Here is an 18,328-nt window from a genome sequence, read left to right on the forward strand (position 1 = left end):
CACGTGAAACGGGCGAGCGTTTCACGTGAAACAGCCCGGTCACTTCTTGCCGTCGAGTACCGCCTTCATGACGTTCTTGGCGATGGGAGCGGCGAGCTTGCCGCCCGCGATGTCGTCACGGGTCGTGTCGGAGCCTTCGATCACCACGGCGACCGCGACCGGGGAGCCGTTGTCGGTCTTGGCGTAGGAGATGAACCAGGCGTACGGGTTGTCCTTGTTGTTCACACCGTGCTGGGCGGTACCGGTCTTGCCGCCGACGGTCACGCCGGGGATCTGCCCCGCCTTGCCGGTGCCGTCGGTGACCACGAACTCCATCATCTTCTGGAGTTTCTGGGCGTTGGCGGCCGACAGCGGCTGGCTCATCTGCTCCGGCTGGGTCTTGGAGAGCACGTCCACGTTGGGCGCCTGGAGCTGGTCGACCATGTACGGCTTCATCAGCTTGCCGTCATTGGCGACGGCGGAGGCGACCATGGCCATCTGGAGCGGGGTCGCACGGTTGGAGGCCTGCCCGATGCCCGCCATGGCGTTCTGCGGGCGGTTGTCCTTCGGGTAGATGCTGGCGTCGGTGCGCACCGGGTTGAAGATCTGCTTGTTGAAGCCGAACTTCTCGGCCTCGGTCTTCATCTTCTCGTTGCCCAGGTCGGCGCTGATCTTGCCGAAGACGGTGTTGCAGGAGTACTGGAGAGCCACCTTGAGCGTGGCGTTCTCGCAGGGGATGGGGCCTTCGTTGTTCAGCGGCTGGTTGGCGGTGTCCGGCAGGATGTACGGCACCGGCGACTTCGTCGGCTCGTCGATCCCGGAGTACAGGCCGTTCTCCAGCGCCGCGGCGGCGGTGACCACCTTGAAGGTCGAGCCGGGCGGATAGGTCTGGCGCAGCGCCCGGTTCAGCATGGGCTCGTTCTTGTCGTCGAGCAGCGTCTTGTACGCCTTGCTGTCCTTGTTGCTGCTGCCCGCGAACACCGACGGGTCGTACGAGGGGGTGGAGGCCAGCGCGAGGATGGCGCCGGTCTGCGGGTTGATGGCCGCGACCGCGCCCTTCTTGTCGCCGAGGCCCTCGAAGGCGGCCTTCTGGGCGGCGCTGTTCAGGGTGGTGACGACATTGCCGCCCTGCTTCTTCTCGCCGGTGAACATCGACAGCGTCCGGTCGAAGAAGAGCCGGTTGTCGGTGCCGGACAGGATGCCGTCCTCGATCTTCTCCAGCTGGGTGGCGTCGAAGATCTGCGAGGCGTACCCGGTGACCGGCGACCACATGGCGCCGTCCTTCCAGACCCGCTTGTACTTGAAGTCGGTGCCCGTCGACTCGGCGGAGCCGGTGATCGTCTGCCCGTCGGCCGTGATGATGTTGCCGCGCTCATGGGCGAAGCGCTCGATCTGGACGCGGCGGTTGTACTTGTGCGCGTTCAGCTCGTCGGCACGCACGTACTGGAGCCAGTTGTCGCGGATCATCAGCGAGAGGACGAGCAGTCCGCAGAAGATCGCGATCCGGCGCAGGGGCTTGTTCACGGGCGGACCACCTGGGTCATCTCGGCGTCGGAGGACGGGGCGGGGGCCGGGGCGGGGCGGCGAGCGGTGTCGCTGATCCGGATCAGGATGCCGATCAGCGCCCAGTTGGCGATGACGGAGGAACCACCCTGCGCGACGAACGGCATCGTCATACCGGTCAGCGGGATCAGGCCCATCACGCCGCCGGCGACGACGAACACCTGGAGCGCGAACGCGCCGGACAGGCCGATCGCGAGCAGCTTGCCGAACGGGTCGCGGGCGGCGAGCGCGGTGCGCACGCCCCGCTCCACGATCAGGCCGTACAGCAGCAGCAGCGCCATCATCCCGGCCAGGCCGAGCTCCTCACCGACGGTGGAGAGGATGAAGTCGGCGTTGGCGGCGAAGCCGATGAGGTCGGAGTTGCCCTGGCCGAGCCCGGTGCCGAGGGTGCCGCCGGAGCCGAACGACATGATCGCGTCGCCGATCTGCTGGCAGGCGCCGGTCTTGTCGGTCTTGTAGCAGGCGAACGGGTCGAGCCAGGCGTTCACACGCGACTGGACGTGCGGCTCGAACGAGGCCACCGCGACCGCGCCGACCGCCGACATCACCAGGCCGAACACGATCCAGCTGGTGCGCTCGGTGGCCACGTACAACATCACGACGAACAGGCCGAAGAACAGCAGCGAGGTACCGAGGTCGGTCTCGAAGACCAGGATCAGGATCGACAGCGCCCAGATCACCAGGATCGGCCCGAGGTCGCGGCCGCGCGGCAGATACAGGCCCATGAAGCGGCGGCTGGCCAGCGCCAGCGCGTCCCGCTTCACCATCAGATAGCCGGAGAAGAAGATCGCGATGATGATCTTCGCGAACTCGCCGGGCTGGATGGTGCCGAGGCCGGGGATCGAGATCCAGATCTTCGCGCCGTTGACGGCGGGGAAGAACATCGGCAGCACCAGCAGGAACAGCGCCACCGCCATCGAGATGTAGGTATAGCGCTGAAGGATGCGGTGGTCCTTGAGCAGCAGCAGGACGCCGATGAACAGGGCCACACCGATCGCGGTGTAGAGCAACTGGTGGGGGGCGTCCGGAGAGAACTTGCCCCAGGCGCCCTTGGCGCGCTGGATCAGCCGCGGCGACTGGTCGAGCCGCCAGATCAGCACCAGGCCGAGCCCGTTGAGCAGCGTCGCGAGTGGCAGCAGCAACGGATCGGCGTACCGGGCGAACTTGCGCACCACCAAGTGCGCCACACCCGCCATCAGGCCGAGGCCCAGACCGTATCCGAGCATGCCGGAGGGAAGCTTGCCGGTCATGGCAAGCCCCACGTTGGCGTACGCGAACACCGGGATGGCCACCGCGAAGATCAGCAGGGCCAGCTCGGTGTTGCGGCGGCTCGGTGCTTCGATCGCGCCAATGGTGGTGGTGTTGGTGACAACGCTCATGGTGTGGAAAGGCCCCCTACGGCTGCCTACTGCTTACCGCACTGCGAGACCAGCTTCTGCTCGTCCTCCGAGAAACTGGGGCCGGGTGTGGGAGATGCGGTGGTGGCGGTCTTGTTGGACGGGGCGCTGGTGGCGCCCGTGCCGGGCTTCTGGACGTTGTTGCCCTCGGTGGCCCGGCGCTCCTCCTCCTTCTTGCAGGCGGACGCCTGCGTCGCGAACTCCTTGATCTTGGCCTGCGCCTTGTCGAGGCTGCTCGCGGCGATCGTCGAGTCGATCTGGTTGCGCTGGTACTGCGGGAGGTACTTGAGTTCGATCTCGGGATGATCGGTCTCCACCGTGGAGAGCTTCACCCACGCCAGGTCCTGGCTGATGCCCCGATACAGCGCCACGTGCGGAGTGCCGTCGCTGTTGGTGCCGATGAAGTACTGCGTCTGCGTCCAGCGGTAGCCGCCGTACAGGCCGCCGCCGACGACCGCGAGAGCCAGCACGATGTACAGCGACCGCCGGATCCAGCGGCCCTTGCCACGCCTGCGCGGCTTGACGAAGTCCTCGTCCGTGTACGCGCCGAACGCGCCCTCGGGCGGGGCCCCGTAGCCGCCGCCGTCCTCCCCGCTGCCGGGCGGGCCGAAGCCACCCGGGGGCGAGGGGGCGGGGCGGCCGAGCCCGGAGGCCCGGCCCGCCGGCGTCTGCATGGCGCCGCCGTCGTTCAGCTGCAACTGGTTCTCGGCGACCGCGCCGACGATGACCGGGGTGTCGTTGAGCTGCCCCGCCAGGGTGTCCCCGGAGTCGACGTCCAGCACATCGGCGATGATCACCGTGATGTTGTCGGGGCCACCACCGCGCAGCGCGAGCTGGATCAGCTCCTGCACGGTCTCCTGCGGGCCCTGATAGCTGGCGAGGGTCTCCTCCATCGTCTGGTGGGAGACCACCCCCGACAGACCGTCGGAACAGATCAAGTACCGGTCCCCGGCCCGCACTTCACGGATCGACAGATCGGGCTCGACGTGGTCACCACTGCCCAGGGCACGCATCAGGAGCGAACGCTGGGGGTGTGTGGTGGCCTCTTCCTCGGTGATGCGGCCCTCGTCGACCAGACGCTGCACCCAGGTGTGGTCCTGGGTGATCTGGGTCAGGACGCCGTCGCGCAGCAGATAGGCCCGCGAGTCACCGACGTGCACCAGACCCAGGCGCTGGCCCGTCCACAGCAGAGCGGTGAGCGTGGTGCCCATGCCCTCGAGCTGCGGATCCTCCTCGACCATCATGCGCAACTGGTCGTTGGCCCGCTGCACGGCCGTGCCGAGCGAGGTCAGGATGTCGGAACCGGGTACGTCGTCGTCGAGCGTGACCAGGGTGGAGATCACCTCGGAGGAGGCGACCTCACCGGCGGCCTGACCACCCATGCCGTCGGCGATCGCCAGGAGACGGGGACCGGCGTAGCCGGAGTCCTCGTTCCCCTCGCGGATCATGCCCTTGTGCGATCCGGCGGCGAAACGCAGGGAGAGACTCATGCGCACCTCGCCTGTCGGCTCGGGGTACGGCCGGTCATGTCGAGCCACACTGCCCACCCTCCGGTCGGGAGCCCGTCCCGGTCCCTGAGGACCGCCGCGGCTCGCTCGCTCCGCTCGCTCATTGTCGTACTACTTCCGCAGCTCGATGACGGTCTTGCCGATGCGGATCGGCGAGCCCAGCGGAATCGGGGTCGGGGTGGTGAGCCGGGTCCGGTCCAGATAGGTGCCGTTGGTGGACCCGAGGTCCTCGACGATCCAATTGCCGTCCCGGTCCGGGTAGATCCTGGCATGGCGGCTCGACGCGTAGTCGTCGTCCAGGACGATCGTCGAATCGTGCGCCCGGCCCAGCGTGATGGTCTGGCCCTGAAGGGCGACCGTGGTGCCGGTGAGGGTGCCCTCGGAGACCACCAGCTTGGAGGGGGCGCCACGGCGCTGCCGCCCGCCACCCCCCTGCTGCTGGCCGCGCTGGGGCGGCGGCGCGGCGGCCGCGGCGGCCTGCCGGCCGGTCTGCTGCTGCCGGTTGGCCTCATTGCCCCGGCGCGAACCGCGCTGGGTGACGCGCGTTCCGAACAGATCACTGCGAATGACCTGAACGGCCACGATGACGAACAGCCACAGTACGGCGAGGAAACCCAACCGCATGACCGTGAGGGTCAGCTCTGACATTGCCCCCGCTTCACCCTTCGGCTTGCCGGTAAACGATGGTGGTGCTGCCCACGACGATCCGCGAGCCGTCGCGGAGCGTAGCGCGGGTGGTGTGCTGCCCGTCCACCACGATGCCGTTGGTGGACCCGAGATCCTGGATCGTCGGGGGCGTTCCGGTCCGGATCTCACAGTGCCGGCGCGAGACGCCGGGATCGTCGATCCTCACATCCGCATCGGTGCTGCGGCCAAGGACCAGAGTCGGGCGGGAGATCTGGTGGCGGGTGCCATTGATCTCGATCCAGCGTCGCACTTGGCCGTGGCCGCCCGGCATCGGCCCCGGACCCGCCGGACGGCGGTCGGCGGGCGAAGCGGTCGGACGGCCCGGAGGCGGCGCAGCGGGCATGGGCGGGGCCGCGGCCGGCGGATAGCCGTAGCCACCACGACCGCCCTGCGGAGCCGCCGGAGCGGGACGCTGACCGGCGCCCGGACCGGGGCCCGGGCCCTGCTGGTCGGTACTGGACGCGAGCGTACGGCTGCGCACCCGGTACAGACCGGTGTCCAGGTCCTCGGCCTTCTCCAGGTGCACCTTGATCGGGCCCATGAAGGTGTAGCGCTGCTGCTTGGCGTAGTCACGCACCAGGCCGGACAGTTCGTCACCGAGCTGACCCGAGTACGGGCTGAGCCGCTCGAAGTCCGGAGCGCTCAGCTCGACGATGAAGTCGTTGGGGACGACCGTGCGGTCCCGGTTCCAGATCGACGCGTTGTTGTCGCACTCGCGCTGGAGCGCGCCGGCGATCTCGACGGGCTGGACCTCGGACTTGAAGACCTTCGCGAAGGTGCCGTTGACCAGGCCTTCGAGACGCTGCTCGAAACGCTTCAGGACTCCCATGGGGCACCTCCTCCGTCGTTGTCGTCCTGGTCTTGCTGCCGGTTGTGCCGGTTCTGCTCTGGGTCGCTCTCTTGGTACTGCTTACTGATCGTATCCACGCGTCGGGAAATCGGCTGGTTCCCCTTCTGTGCCCTGTGGACGAGTGTCACCTCTCACACGCACCTCTCGTACGGATCGTAGAGGTGGCTTCCCGACAGTGTCCCGCACCTCGGGTGCACTCAGGAGGAGCGGGTAACCATGCCGGGGGTTGCCTCTCTCCTGACCTCCTCCTCCCCACCAGGGTCACCGCAAACAACGGATGTGAATCCACCCTGTCCAGCGTGCTAATCTTCTCGACGTCGCCAGGCAATCGCACCGAAAAGTGAGAGAGCCCAGCACACCACTCTTGCGCGAGTGGCGGAACGGCAGACGCGCTGGCTTCAGGTGCCAGTGTCCTTCGGGACGTGGGGGTTCAAATCCCCCCTCGCGCACAAGTCGGAAGCTCCGCAGATCCCCGGATCTGCGGAGCTTCCGTCGTCTCCGGGGTTTTTGTGGACCTCGCGAAGTCCGCGGGGTGTCCGAAGCGTCTCCCGTTCGGGTGTCCGCGTGGTCTCCGTCCGGGTGTCCCCGTGGTGTCCCCGTGACTTCCGAGGCGTTCGCGTGGTTTCCGTCGTCTCACCACTCCTCGTACCTGGTACGTGTCCCAGCACATGTGCCGGGGACGCTCCTGGTCCGTGTGCCCAGACCCAGCGTTTTGTGTCACGCGGAACCTCGCCTTCTTCCTCGCCTTCTTCCACGGAGACCCTTTCTGCCATCGGGAGACCTTCGTCGCGGCCAGGCGCGACGAAAGAGAACCGTGCGGCACGGCATGCGCTGCCTAGGGTGCGGGCGTGAACGTGTCATCGAGGGCCCGGACCGCAGGACGCCTGCTGAAGGGGCCCGACCCCTGGACGCGGCGCCGGATCGTCGGCGAGGCCGCGCTCGCCCTCGCGCTCGCCCTCCTGGCGGGCGCGCTCGCGCTGCTCGCCGGAGGGCCCCTACGAGTCGCGGGCGTGGCCGTCGGCATCGCGCTGCTGTCGCTGCTGCGCCGCTCCCTGCCCACCGCCGTGCTGCTCGCGGCCACCGTCCTGTCCGTGACCACCCCGGAATCCGCGCCGCTCCTGATGGTGGCGGCCTGGTCGGCGGGCCGGCGCGTCATCGGCGCCGGGCGGGCCCTCGCCGCCTTCACCGGCGCCTTCGTCATCTACCAGGCGCTCGGCGTCATCACCCTGTGGCCCATCCCACAACCCATCCTGATGGGCGTCTTCAGCACCCTGTTCTTCCTGGCGGTGGCCGTCGTACCCGGACTCACCAGCCGGTACTGGTCGCAGCGGCGCACCCTGCTGCGCGCCATGCGCGAGCACAACGCCCAGCTGCTGCGCGAACGCGCGATGGTCGCGGGGCAGGCCCGGCTGCGTGAACGCCAGCGCATCGCCCAGGACATGCACGACAGCCTCGGCCACCAGCTGGCCCTCATCTCCGTGCACACCGGCGCCCTGGAGGTGGACCCCGAGCTGACCGGCCGCCAGCGCGAAGCCGTCGGGGTGCTGCGGCAGGCGTCGGTGACCGCCATGCACGAACTGCGCGAGGTCGTCGGCATCCTGCGGGACGGCGTCGAAGCCCCCGCCGCACCCGACGGCGCGCAGCCCGCGGCCCGGGGCACCGCCGGAATCCACGCGCTGGTGGCGGCCGCGCGGGCTGCCGGAAACACCGTCGAACTGCGCACCGGGGGCGACCCCCGGCCACTGGCCGCCGCCGGTGACCATGCGGCGTACAGGATCGTCCAGGAAGCCCTCACCAACGCCTACAAGCACGCGCCCGGGGCCCCCATCACCGTGGAACTGCGCTACGAACCGGACTCCTTCGTCGTGGAGGTGGTCAACGGCGTCGTCGACCGCACCGCCCTCGACCAGGCCGGCGAAGTCGTCAGTGGAGGCCAGGGCCTGACCGGACTGCACGAGCGGGCCCGCCTCGTCGGCGGCATGGTGCACACCGGCCCCACCGACGACGGAGGCTTCCGCGTCGCGGGCGTACTGCCTTACGGGACGGCCGACGCCGCGACCTTCGGCGACACCTTTGACGACTTCCGGCAGCAGTCGCCCGGCGCGGCGCCCGGCGACGGTGATCCGGTCGTGGACTGGAACATCGCGGAGAAGGAGCTGGGCATGGGCGGCAGGAACAAGACCGGTGGCGTCGCGCTGGGATGCGGCATCGCCCTGGGGGCGGTGGTGCTGCTGGCGATCGCGGCCGGAGTCGGGCTGTTCTTCCTCGCCGGGTCGGCCGAGAAGGGCATGATCGACCCGCCCGAGTACGAGAAGATCAAGGTCGGCAGCTCCGAGGCGGAGGTCCGCCGGCAACTGCCGGACGGTGACACGGTGCTGATCGCAGGCCTCGCCGGAAAAGGCCCCGCGGAACCGGAAGGCTCCTAGTGCCTGGTCCTGATGTCCTCCGAGACCGGCGACACCCTCAAGACCGAACCGGTGTTCCGCTTCTGCTTCCGGGACGGCAAGCTGATCGAGAAGAAGTCGTACGACGTGGCGCGCTGACGGCGCCGCGAGGTGGCCTGGAAACGGGCCCGGGGCGGTCGGTGGATGGCCGGGCGGCGGCCTGAGGACAGTCCTCAGGACGGTCGGGGTCGGCCCGGGTGGCCCGGCGGCGCAATGGACGCGGGACGCGGGCGGAACGGAATGTGGGTATGGGCGTGACGGGCGTGACGGGACCACAGATCAGAGTGGTGATCGCCGACGACGAGCCCCTCATCCGGGCCGGAATCCGCATGATCCTCACCTCGGACCGGGAGATCGACGTCGTCGCGGAGGCCGCCAATGGCCGTGAAGCCGTCGAACTCGCCCGCTCCCACGACGTGGACGTGGTCCTGCTCGACATTCAGATGCCCGAGATGGACGGGCTGAGCGCGCTGGCCGAGCTGCGCCGGACCGTACCGGCGGCACGGGTGATCATCCTCACGACGTTCGGCGAGCGGGAGAACGTCCTGCGCGCGCTGGAGCACGGGGGAGCGGGATTCCTCCTCAAGGACACGGCCCCAGCGGAGCTGATCCGGGCGGTACGGGCGGCCGCGGCCGGCGATGCCTACCTCTCACCCGGCGCCACCCGGCACGTCGTCGACCAGCTCGCAACGGGTCGGGCCGCGGCCCGCGCGGAAGAGGCGCGGCGCCGGGTCGGCGTCCTGTCCGAGCGCGAGCGAGACGTCCTGGCCCTGCTCGGCGAGGGGCTCTCGAACGCGGACGCGGGCAAGCGGATCCACATGAGCGAGGCCACGGTGAAGACGTACGTCAGCCGGATCCTGGCGAAGCTGGACTGCGAGAACCGGGTCCAGGCAGCGCTGCTCGCCCGCGACGCGGGGCTGTAGGGCAAAGGGGCGGTGGCGGCAGAGGGCGGCCGCCTCACGGCCGGCCGCGCAGGCGCTGTGGGCGTTGTGGGGGTCGTGGGGGTTGTGGGGGTGCGGTTGAAGTCGCGTCGTTTCACGTGAAACAGCGCTGCGTTTTCGGCCGTCACGCGGAGTTATCCACAGGGGCAGACGGCTTTCCGCCGACGCCGGTACCGTCAGGGGCAGTTGAGCTCCCGACCTCGATCGGGAGCACCGCACCAAGCTGCACGAGACGGGGGAGGCGACACGCGATGAGCGAGGTCGAGACGGTGGTTCCGGCGCCACGGGCCGGAGCGGAGGACGGACGGGGACGGATCCCTCACGTCCCCGGCTTCGCCCACCACGCGCACACGGCGGGCGCGGGGCGCCGCCGGGCACAGGAGTCGCCGAAGGCCGAGGGGAAGGCGCTGCGGAGCCGATTCCCGCGCTCCTCGCACGACTCGCTGCTGCTCTCGGGGGACCGGCCGGACGCCGTCCGCGCGGTGGAGGAATCCAATGCGGGCCGAGTGCCCGAGCTCGTGCCGATACGAGTCGGCCGCATGGCCGCAAGTCCCTTCGCGTTCCTGCGCGGCTCCGCGGGGCTGATGGCGCACGACCTCGTCGGCACGCCCGTCACCGGCGTCGGCGCACAGATCTGCGGCGACGCACACGCGGCCAACTTCGGCCTGTACGGCGACGCACGCGGCAACCTCGTCATCGATCTGAACGACTTCGACGAAACCGCGACCGGCCCCTGGGAATGGGACGTGAAACGGCTCGCCGCCTCCCTGGTCCTGGCCGGCCGAGAAGCGGGCGCCGATGAACACACCTGCCGGGCCGCGGCGTTCGACGCCGTCGGGGCCTATCGCCGCACCATGCGCCTGCTTGCGAAACTGCCGGTCCTCGACGCCTGGAACGCGATAGCCGACGAGGAACTCGTCTCCCACGCGGACGCCCACGACCTGGCCGGCGCCTTGGAGCGGGTCTCCGAGAAGGCTCGCAACAACACCAGCGCACGCTTCGCGGCGAAGGCCACCGAACAGAAGGAGGACGGCACCCGGAGCTTCGTCGACGCGCTACCCGTGCTGCGCCGCGTGACCGACAGCGAGGCCGCCGCCGTCGCCGCCTCCCTCGAGCCCTACCTGCGCAGCCTGCCCGAGGACCGGATACCGCTGCTCGCCCGGTACGCCATCCACGACGTGGCCTTCCGGGTGGTCGGCACCGGGAGCGTCGGAACACGGTCCTATGTGGTGCTGCTCCTCGACCACCGGGGCGAACCGTTGGTGCTCCAGGTCAAGGAGGCCAGGCCGTCGGCACTCCTTCCCCATCTGGCCAAGGCCGGGTTCAAGACGCCCGAGCCCGGGCACGAAGGCCGTCGTGTGGTGTTGGGCCAGAAGCGGATGCAGGTGGTCAGCGACATCCTGCTCGGCTGGACCACCGTGGGCGAACTCCCTTATCAGGTAAGGCAGTTCAGGAACCGCAAGGGCAGCGTGGATCCGGCCGCCCTCGCCGCCGACCAGCTCGACGACTACGGCCGCATGACGGGCGCGCTGCTTGCCCGGGCGCACGCCCACAGCGTCGATCCGCGGCTCATAGCCGGGTACTGCGGAAAGAACGAGGAGCTTGACGAAGCGGTGGCCGCCTTCGCGGTCACCTACGCCGACCGCATGGAGGCCGACCACGCGGTCCTGGCCGCCGCCGTGCGGGACGGTCGCATCGCGGCGGAGGTGGGGGTCTGAGGGGGTGAGGAGGGGGGTGGGGGGCGGGGGGAGGGGGGAGGGCCCCCCGCCCCCGCCCCCCACCCGTACGCTGGACCGGTGACGGACGAAGCTGCCGGCGGTACGACTGCCCGGAACGAGGACCCGCAGACCACCCCGCCCAGTGCGGGGGGCGAGCCGGAGACGCCGCCGAGTGCGGGGGGCGAGCCCGGGGCGCAGCAGGGTGGGGAGGGCGAGCGGCCCGAGGCCCGGCTTGAGCGGGCGGTGCGGGCGGCCGAGCAGGCGCTGATCGAGTTCGAGATCGCGGTGGAGACGTTCCGGGTCGAGGTGGAGAACTTCTCCCGGCTGCACCACCAGAAGCTCGGCCCGATGTATGCGCGGCTCGACGAGCTGGACGCGCAGCTCGCGGAGGCCAGGGCGCTGCGGAGCGGCGATCCCGAGGATCTGCGCAGGGCCCAGGAGGCGCGGGCGGCGGTCATGCCCATGCCGGGGGTGGAGGAACTCTTCCACGGCTGGATGGACTCCGACGGGCTGTCCCCCGAGGCTGCTTCGATGCTCACCGACCAGCCGGTGCGGCCGCCCAAGCGGGTCCGGCCGAGCGAGGAGGTGCGCAGGCTGTACCGCGAGCTGGCCCGCAAGGCGCACCCGGATCTGGCGCAGGACGAGGCGGAGCGGGAGCGGCGGGACGAGTTCATCGCCCGGGTCAACGCCGCTTACGGCCGCGGTGACGAGGCGCTGCTGCGGGAGCTGGCCGAGGAGTGGGCGGCGGGCCCGGCGCCGGCGGAGGCGGGGCCCAGTGAGAGCGACGAGCTGTATGCCCGTCTGGAGTGGCTGAGTCGGCGCAAGGAACTGCTGTCGCTGTTGGCTCGGGAGCTGGAGGACAGCGCGATCGGTTCGATGCTGCGCATGGCGCCGGACGACCCGGACCGGCTCCTGGAGGAGATCGCGGAGCAGCTGTTGGCCGAGGTGGCCGGTCGTGAGGCGGAGCTCGCGAAGCTGGTGCAGTAGCGTTTGGGGGACCTGCCGGTTCGTACGAGAGAAGGCATGACCCATGAATTTCGCCCAGCTTCCCTCGGTGGATGTCGCGGCGGTACCGGCCGACGCCCTGGTGCTCGATGTCCGCGAGGACGACGAGTGGGCGGCGGGGCACGTCGAGGGCGCGCTGCATGTGCCGATGAGCGAGTTCGTGGCCCGCTTCGGTGAGGTGACCGAGGCGGTGGCGGACGGGCGCCGGGCGTATGTGATGTGCCGGGTCGGCGGACGGTCGGCGCAGGTCACCCAGTATCTGGTGCAGCAGGGCATCGACGCGGTGAACGTCGACGGCGGCATGCAGGTGTGGGAGGCCGCGGGCCGCAGGATCGTCGACGCCCAGGGCGCCCTGGGCACGGTCGTCTAGCCCTCCCCCTCCCCGATCCCGATCCCGATCCCTCTCCCTCTCCCCCTTCTCCCTTCTCCTGGGCTTCTGCGGCGGCGCCCCGCGCTCGCTACACGGTCTGGTTGAGGGGGTGCGCGGCGAGGAGGTCGCCCAGTGTTTCCTCGTGGGCGGCGGCCGGGCCGAGGGAGAGTTCCAGTTGCTTGGCCCAGGCGTGGTAGCGGTGCAGCGCGTAGTCGGTGTCGGCGCCGAAGCCGCCGTGCAGGTGCTGAGCGGTCTGCACGACGCGGCGTACGCCTTCCGAGGCCCAGATCTTGGCGACCGCGACGTCACCGGCGACGGGCAGGGCGCTCTGCGCGCCGGTGCTGATGCGCCAGGCCGCCTGCCACAGGGTGACCTCCATGGCGCGCAGGTCGATGTAGCGGTCGGCGGCCTGGACGGCGACGGCCTGGAAGGTGGCGACCGGATGCCCGAACTGCTCGCGCTTTCCGGTGTATTGGGCGGTCATGGCCAGTACGGCCTCGCCGAGGCCGAGGGCGAGGGCGCAGGTTCCGGTGGTGAGCAGGGTGCGCAGCCATTCCCAGGCGCCGTCCGCGTCGATGACCGACGCGGCGTCGACGCGGACCGTGTCGAGGGCGAGTGCGGCGAAGCGTTCGCCGCTGGTGGAGATCTGATCGGCGAGGGTGATGCCCTGCTGGGTGCGGGGGACCAGCGCTAGGACGGTGTGGCCGTCCGCGGTGTGGGCGGGGACGGCGATGCGGTCGCAGGTCTGGGCCCAGGGCACGCCGGTCTGGGCGCCGTCGAGTAGCCAGTGATCGCCGTCCCGGCGGGCGGTGACGGCGAGTTCTGCGCCGTCGTGGCCGGTGCGGCCGTTGGTGGCGACGGTCAGGACGAGTTCGCCCCGGCCGACGGCGGGCAGCACCTCGCGCGCCAACTCGGGCCGGCCGTACCGCTGTACGGCCAGCGCGACCGCGCTGGTCTCCAGGAGGGGCAGCCGGGCAAGGACTCGCGCCGATTCGCGTAGCACCAAGCACAGCGCGATCGGGTCCAGGCCCGCTCCGCCGTACTGGGCGTCGAGGACCAGGCCCAGCAGGTCCGACGCGGCGAGCTTGGCCCACAGTGGGCGGTCGAAGTCGTCGGCGACGGCGCCCGGGGTGAGGGCGGGGCTGGGCACCGCGTCGGGGGCGACGCCGGCGAAGACCGCCTTGGCCGCCTCGACGGCGGCTCGCTGCTCCTCGGTGAAGGTGAAGTCCACGGCCTTGTCCTCCCGCACGCACCGGTTGTGTCCGGACCGAGGCGGAGCATGGAGTGAACCGCCCGCCTCACGAACGGATCTGACGGGTCGTCAAGATAGAACAGGTTCTACAGGAAGAGAACAGGTTCCACGGGAAGAGAAGAGCTTCTGCGGGACGGGAACAGCTTCTGCGGGACGGGAACAGCTTCTGCGGGACGGGAACAGCTTCTGCGGGACGGGAATGGGCGCGCGGTCGTCGACCCCCCCCCGAGCCCAGCCAGCTCATGACCCCTGAGGCCGCCCCCCATGAACCGGCCATCGGCTCCTCACCGGTCGAAGTCGAGCTCCACCTCCCCGGTGGCGGGGTGGGACTGGCAGGCCAGGACGTAGCCAGCTTCGGTCTCCTCCGGTTCCAGCGCGAAGTTCCGCTCCATCCGGACCTCGCCCTTGACCAGGAACGCCCGGCACGTCCCGCACACCCCGCCCTTGCAGGCGTACGGCGCGTCCGCGCGGGCGCGCAGCACCGTTTCCAGCAGGGACTCGCCCTCGCGCACCGGCCAGTTGCCCGAGCGGCCGTCCAGGGTCGCGGTGAGCGTGGCGTGTGCCGGGGCGGCGGCGGTGGCGGTGGGAGCAGGGGCCGCGTCCACGTGGAAGATCTCCTGGTGGATGCGGTTGCGGTCGACGCCGAGCGCGCCGAGGGCCTGCTCGGCGCCTTGGACCAGGCCGAAGGGACCGCACAGGAACCAGCCGTCGATGTCCGTCACCGGCAGCAGCGCGGGCAGCAGCTCGCCAAGGCGCTCGCGGTCGAGCCGGCCGGAGGGCAGCCCGGACTGCTGCTCCTCCCGGGACAACACGGTGACCAGCTGGAACCGTTCGGGATAGCGGTCCTTCAGGTCGGCCGTCTCTTCGAGGAACATCGTCGACGCGGCGCTGCGGTCGCTGCGTATCAGACAGAACCGGGCCTCGGGCTCGCGGGCGAGCAGGGTGGCCGCGATGGACAGGACCGGGGTGATGCCGCTGCCGCCGACGATCGCCGCGAAGTGTCCGGGGCGGGGGGCCAGCACGAAGCGGCCCATCGGTTCCATGACGTCGACCGTGTCGCCGACGGCCAGTTCCTTGAAGGCGTACGTGGAGAAGGCGCCGCCCTCGACGACGCGGATGCCGACGCGCAGCACCGGCTCGTGGGGCGCCTCGACGGCCGGGGCGCAGATCGAGTACGTACGGCGGATGTCCTCGCCCAGCACGGTGCGGCGCAGGGCGAGGTGCTGGCCGGGGAGGTGGCGGTAGGCCTCGCGGAGTTCGGGCGGGACGGCGAACGTGACGGCGACCGCGTCGTCCGTGAGCTGCTCGACCTCGCTGACCCGGAGCGGATGGAACATCTACAACTCCTTGAAGTGGTCGAACGGTTCACGGCACGCCACGCAGCGGCGCAGTGCCTTGCAAGCGGTAGAGGAGAAGCGGCTGAGCAGCTCGGTGTCGGTGGATCCGCAGTGCGGGCAGCGCACCGACAGGGTGAGCGCGACGGGTCCGTCAGCGGCGTGCGAGCGCGGCGGAGCTATGCCGAACTCGGCGAGTTTGCGGCGGCCTTCGGCGCTGATGTCGTCGGTGGACCAGGCCGGAGACAGCACCCGTACGACCGAGACGTGTTCCATGCCGTGGTCGTGGAGCACGCGCTCGATGTCCGACGACATGGCTTCGACGGCGGGGCAGCCGGTGTAGGTGGGGGTGAGCTCGATGCGTACCCGGCCGGGCCCTTCGACCCGTACGCCGCGCAGGACGCCGAGCTCTTCGAGGGTCAGTACGGGCAGTTCGGGGTCGGGGACGGCGCCGGCGAGGCGTCGCAGCTCGGTCTCCAGGGGGGTGGGGGCGGTGTCGGTCACCATGACGCCCCCGGGTGGCTGCGGTGCAGGTGCTGCATTTCGGCGAGCATCCGACCGAACGGTTCGGTGTGCAGGCCCTGGCGGCCGGCTCCCGCGGCCCAGGCGCCGGTTCGCGGGCCTTCGGGGACGGTCAGCGTGGCCCGGCCGAGGACCGAGGTCATCGATGCCGTCCACCGCGCGTCGAGAGCCGCCCAGTCGAGGTCGAGGCCGGGCACGGGCTGGAACATCTCGCCGGTGTAGCGCCACAGCGCCTCGCAGGCCTGCCGCATCCGCCGGTGGCTCTCCTCGGTGCCGTCGCCGAGCCGTAGGGTCCACTGCTCGGCGTGGTCGCGGTGGTAGTCGACCTCCTTGACCGCCTTGGCCGCGATGGCGCTGAACTCGCCATCCCCCTCGGCGAGTTCGCCGTACAGCAGGTGCTGGTACGTCGAGAAGTACAGCTGGCGGGCGATGGTGTGGGCGAAGTCGCCGTTGGGCTGCTCGACGAGCTGGAGGTTGCGGAAGGACCGCTCCTCGCGGAGGTAGGCGAGCTCGTCCTCGTCGCCGACCTCGGAGAGCAGCAGCCGGGCCTGGCCGAGCAGGTCGAGGGCGATGTTCGCGAGGGCGACCTCTTCTTCGAGGACGGGGGCGTGGCCCGCCCACTCCCCCAGCCGGTGCGAAAGCACCAGGGCGTCGTCGCCGAGGGCGAGAGCGGCGTCCGCCGAGACGATGGCCGTCACAGGTGCTTCACCCCTTCCGGGATCTCGTAGAACGTGGGATGGCGATACGGCTTGTCGGCGGCCGGGTCGAAGAAGGAGTCCTTCTCGTCGGGCGACGACGCGCTGATCGCGCTGGACGGCACGACCCAGATCGAAATGCCCTCGGACCTGCGGGTGTAGAGGTCCCGGGCGTTCCGCAGCGCCATCTCGGCGTCCGGCGCGTGCAGGCTTCCCGCGTGGGTGTGGGAGAGCCCGCGGCGCGAGCGCACGAACACCTCCCAGAGCGGCCAGTCGTGCGTGCTCATGCGGTTGCCTCTCCGTTCGCGTGCTGCGACTGCGACTGCGACTGCGACTGTGACCGTGAGCGCTGTGTTTGGTGCTTCGTCGCGTAGGAGGCGGCCGCCTCCCGCACCCAGGCGCCCTCTTCGTGGGCCCGGCGCCGCTGGGTGATCCGCTGCTCGTTGCAGGGGCCGTTGCCCTTGAGGACCTCCCAGAACTCCGTCCAGTCGATCGGCCCGAAGTCGTGGTGGCCGCGCTCCTCGTTCCAGCGCAGCTCGGGGTCGGGCAGGGTGAGACCCAGGCCCTCGGCCTGGCCCACCGCTATGTCCACGAAGCGCTGGCGCAGCTCGTCGTTGGAGTGCCGCTTGATCTTCCAGGTCATCGACTGCGCGGAGTGCGCCGATTCGTCGTCGGGCGGGCCGAACATCATCAGGGACGGCCACCACCAGCGGTTCACCGCGTCCTGCGCCATGGCGTGCTGGTCCGGCGTCCCCTGGGACAGGGCGAGCAGCAGCTCGTAGCCCTGCCGCTGGTGGAAGGACTCCTCCTTGCAGATGCGCACCATCGCCCGTGCGTACGGGCCGTAGGAGCAGCGGCACAGGGGGACCTGGTTGGTGATCGCCGCGCCGTCCACCAGCCAGCCGATCGCGCCGACGTCGGCCCAGGTCAGGGTGGGGTAGTTGAAGATCGACGAGTACTTCTGGCGGCCCGAGTGCAGCTTGTCCAGGAGCTCGTCGCGGCCGGTGCCGAGCGTTTCGGCCGCGCTGTAGAGGTAGAGGCCGTGGCCCGCTTCGTCCTGGACCTTGGCCATCAGGATCGCCTTGCGGCGCAGGGACGGGGCGCGGGTGATCCAGTTCGCCTCGGGCTGCATGCCGATGATCTCGGAATGGGCGTGCTGCGCCATCTGCCGGACCAGCGAGGAGCGGTACTCCTCCGGCATCCAGTCGCGTGGCTCGATCCGCTCGTCCGCTGCGACGGCCGCGTCGAACACCGCCTGGTACGACGCGTCCGTCCCTGCGGCTGCCGTGGCTGTCGCGGTCACTCCGGTCATTCCGGCCCCCTGCCGAGCTGCTGTGCGGCTGTCCACCAACCGACCGATCGTTCGGTTCAATGACTTCAATGGTGAGTCGACGGCCCGTAGGGTGTCAACCCTGTGGATAACTCAGTGGGTGCCGATCGGGGCGGGATGGATTCGCACAAGGACGAGGCCGGAGTCGGTGGCAAGGCTGTCGGTACGGGATCCGGGCAGGTCAGGGCCGCTGCGGCCGGGTCCGGGGGCCCTGCGGAGAGCGGCCGTGGGCATTCGGCTGGACGGGTTGTGCCCCGGCGGACCGACCCCGCGTCCGGCCCTGCCGACGGCGCTGTTTTCGATTCGCCGGTGATCTCCGACCGCGATTCCGCCACCGCCCCGGCCACCGATCCGGATGCGGATCCCGCCACGGGAGCGCCAGCCGCGGTGGGCGGGGACGGGCCCGGCGGGTCTGCTGGCGGCGGGGTCTCGGCCGCAGCGTCCTCCGAGGGCCCGGCGTCGCCTGCCGATCCCTCGATGGACCGAGTCACGACTGCCGATCCCTCCGAGGGTCCGGTGTCGGCTGCCCACCCCTCGGCGGACCGAGCCACGGCGGCCGATCCCGCCGTGGACGCGGCGCCGGCTGTCGACCCGTCCGCAGACGCGGTGTCGACTGGCGACCACCCTTCCGCGGGCCGAGCCACGGCTGGCGACCACGCCGAGGGCCGCGCCTCCGCTGAGGGGCGTGCCCCAGCTGAAGGTCGCGCCTCCGCCGAGGACCGCGTCCCCGCCG

At 70.4% G+C, this 18,328-nt stretch carries 15 protein-coding genes, 1 tRNA gene and 1 pseudogene; 6 read left to right on the top strand and 11 right to left on the bottom strand.

Translation table 11 applies throughout. The features are described from left to right. Positions 1-39: 39 nt before the first annotated feature. The 5 genes from DWB77_RS19530 to DWB77_RS19550 form a co-directional block, all read right to left on the bottom strand. On the bottom strand, positions 40-1,503 hold the full coding sequence (locus tag DWB77_RS19530) for a peptidoglycan D,D-transpeptidase FtsI family protein (RefSeq protein WP_120722463.1): 1,464 nt from the start codon (positions 1,501-1,503) through the stop codon (positions 40-42). After that, positions 1,500-2,921: an FtsW/RodA/SpoVE family cell cycle protein gene (locus DWB77_RS19535; RefSeq protein WP_120722464.1), complete on the bottom strand. Its 1,422-nt coding sequence runs from the start codon at positions 2,919-2,921 to the stop codon at positions 1,500-1,502. Before DWB77_RS19535 ends, DWB77_RS19530 begins: the two co-directional genes overlap by 4 nt. A 26-nt stretch (positions 2,922-2,947) precedes the next feature. Beyond that, positions 2,948-4,429 carry a Stp1/IreP family PP2C-type Ser/Thr phosphatase gene (locus DWB77_RS19540; RefSeq protein ID WP_120722465.1) on the bottom strand — a complete coding sequence of 494 codons (1,482 nt, stop codon included), beginning with the start codon at positions 4,427-4,429 and terminating at the stop codon, positions 2,948-2,950. A 129-nt stretch (positions 4,430-4,558) separates the two neighbouring features. Next, complete coding sequence (locus tag DWB77_RS19545; RefSeq protein ID WP_120722466.1) at positions 4,559-5,095, bottom strand: FHA domain-containing protein FhaB/FipA; 537 nt, start codon at positions 5,093-5,095, stop codon at positions 4,559-4,561. Between the two features lie 10 nt (positions 5,096-5,105). Beyond that, entirely contained in the window at positions 5,106-5,963 is an 858-nt protein-coding gene (locus DWB77_RS19550) for an FhaA domain-containing protein (RefSeq protein WP_120722467.1), read from the bottom strand. Positions 5,964-6,350: 387 nt separating this feature from the next. Between DWB77_RS19550 and DWB77_RS19555 the strand changes: the two genes are divergently transcribed. The 6 genes and pseudogenes from DWB77_RS19555 to DWB77_RS19580 all read left to right on the top strand — a co-directional run bounded on the left by DWB77_RS19555 (position 6,351) and on the right by DWB77_RS19580 (position 12,462). Further along, positions 6,351-6,433: transfer RNA gene (locus DWB77_RS19555), tRNA-Leu, on the top strand. A gap of 399 nt (positions 6,434-6,832) precedes the next feature. Next, positions 6,833-8,527: pseudogene (locus DWB77_RS19560) on the top strand (sensor histidine kinase). A 149-nt stretch (positions 8,528-8,676) separates the two neighbouring features. Beyond that, complete coding sequence (locus DWB77_RS19565; protein ID WP_174248585.1) at positions 8,677-9,351, top strand: response regulator transcription factor; 675 nt, start codon at positions 8,677-8,679, stop codon at positions 9,349-9,351. Between the two features lie 269 nt (positions 9,352-9,620). Beyond that, positions 9,621-11,087, top strand: coding sequence for a DUF2252 domain-containing protein (locus DWB77_RS19570; protein ID WP_120722468.1), 1,467 nt, complete (start codon positions 9,621-9,623; stop codon positions 11,085-11,087). Positions 11,088-11,165: 78 nt separating this feature from the next. Further along, positions 11,166-12,074: a J domain-containing protein gene (locus DWB77_RS19575; RefSeq protein ID WP_120722469.1), complete on the top strand. Its 909-nt coding sequence runs from the start codon at positions 11,166-11,168 to the stop codon at positions 12,072-12,074. 43 nt (positions 12,075-12,117) lie between these two features. Beyond that, positions 12,118-12,462: a rhodanese-like domain-containing protein gene (locus DWB77_RS19580; RefSeq protein ID WP_120722470.1), complete on the top strand. Its 345-nt coding sequence runs from the start codon at positions 12,118-12,120 to the stop codon at positions 12,460-12,462. Between the two features lie 88 nt (positions 12,463-12,550). Here DWB77_RS19580 and DWB77_RS19585 read toward each other — a convergent pair whose 3' ends face one another. The 6 genes from DWB77_RS19585 to paaA form a co-directional block, all read right to left on the bottom strand. Beyond that, positions 12,551-13,693 carry an acyl-CoA dehydrogenase family protein gene (locus tag DWB77_RS19585; protein WP_120727984.1) on the bottom strand — a complete coding sequence of 381 codons (1,143 nt, stop codon included), beginning with the start codon at positions 13,691-13,693 and terminating at the stop codon, positions 12,551-12,553. Between the two features lie 305 nt (positions 13,694-13,998). Beyond that, the gene (locus DWB77_RS19590; protein ID WP_120722471.1) at positions 13,999-15,051 is read right to left on the bottom strand and encodes a 2Fe-2S iron-sulfur cluster-binding protein; all 1,053 of its coding nucleotides are present in this window, start codon (positions 15,049-15,051) and stop codon (positions 13,999-14,001) included. Then, positions 15,052-15,555, bottom strand: a complete 504-nt coding sequence (paaD, locus tag DWB77_RS19595; protein WP_120722472.1) for a 1,2-phenylacetyl-CoA epoxidase subunit PaaD — start codon at positions 15,553-15,555, stop codon at positions 15,052-15,054. Further along, complete coding sequence (gene paaC, locus DWB77_RS19600) at positions 15,549-16,268, bottom strand: 1,2-phenylacetyl-CoA epoxidase subunit PaaC (protein WP_120722473.1); 720 nt, start codon at positions 16,266-16,268, stop codon at positions 15,549-15,551. Before paaC ends, paaD begins: the two co-directional genes overlap by 7 nt. Next, on the bottom strand, positions 16,265-16,552 hold the full coding sequence (gene paaB, locus DWB77_RS19605; protein WP_120722474.1) for a 1,2-phenylacetyl-CoA epoxidase subunit PaaB: 288 nt from the start codon (positions 16,550-16,552) through the stop codon (positions 16,265-16,267). Before paaB ends, paaC begins: the two co-directional genes overlap by 4 nt. After that, entirely contained in the window at positions 16,549-17,577 is a 1,029-nt protein-coding gene (paaA, locus tag DWB77_RS19610; protein WP_120722475.1) for a 1,2-phenylacetyl-CoA epoxidase subunit PaaA, read from the bottom strand. The genes paaB and paaA overlap by 4 nt, the downstream gene beginning before the upstream one ends. Positions 17,578-18,328: the final 751 nt, after the last annotated feature.

It is taken from the genome of Streptomyces hundungensis (assembly GCF_003627815.1).
Classification (GTDB): domain Bacteria; phylum Actinomycetota; class Actinomycetes; order Streptomycetales; family Streptomycetaceae; genus Streptomyces; species Streptomyces hundungensis_A.